Genomic DNA, 344 nt, shown 5'->3' with positions numbered 1-344 from the left:
CTTGCAGTTGTTGAAGCTGTTTCACTGGCAGTTTCAGAACTTGCTGTAGAAGTTGTGGCTTGTTCTGAGACATTTGTAGTGCTTTCAGTGCTGGCTGCCTTTTCAGTAGTAGCAGGTGCTTCGACAACCTTAGTTTCGACGAGGTCTGATGTCGTTTCTACATTGGCAGTGGTAGCAGCAGTCGTATCAAGGTTTGATGAGTTGTCAACTTTAGCTTCCTCAGCAAATGCAGGCCTTGCGATAAAAGCAAAGCTAGCAAGGGCAGTTGCACATGAGAATGCAATCAGATGTTTTTTGGACTTAGGTCCAGTAAAATTAGAATGTACTTTCATACTTTTTCCTCC

The 344-nt window shown here is 43.6% G+C and carries 1 pseudogene; it reads right to left on the bottom strand.

The window, feature by feature from the left end:
* Positions 1-332, bottom strand: a pseudogene (locus AX663_RS04670) (glucosyl transferase); the annotation flags it as partial.
* Positions 333-344 lie beyond the last annotated feature (12 nt).

The sequence above is a fragment of the Streptococcus sp. CCH8-H5 genome (genome assembly GCF_001556505.1).
Classification (GTDB): domain Bacteria; phylum Bacillota; class Bacilli; order Lactobacillales; family Streptococcaceae; genus Streptococcus.
This window is presented reverse-complemented; position numbering and strand designations above follow the sequence as displayed.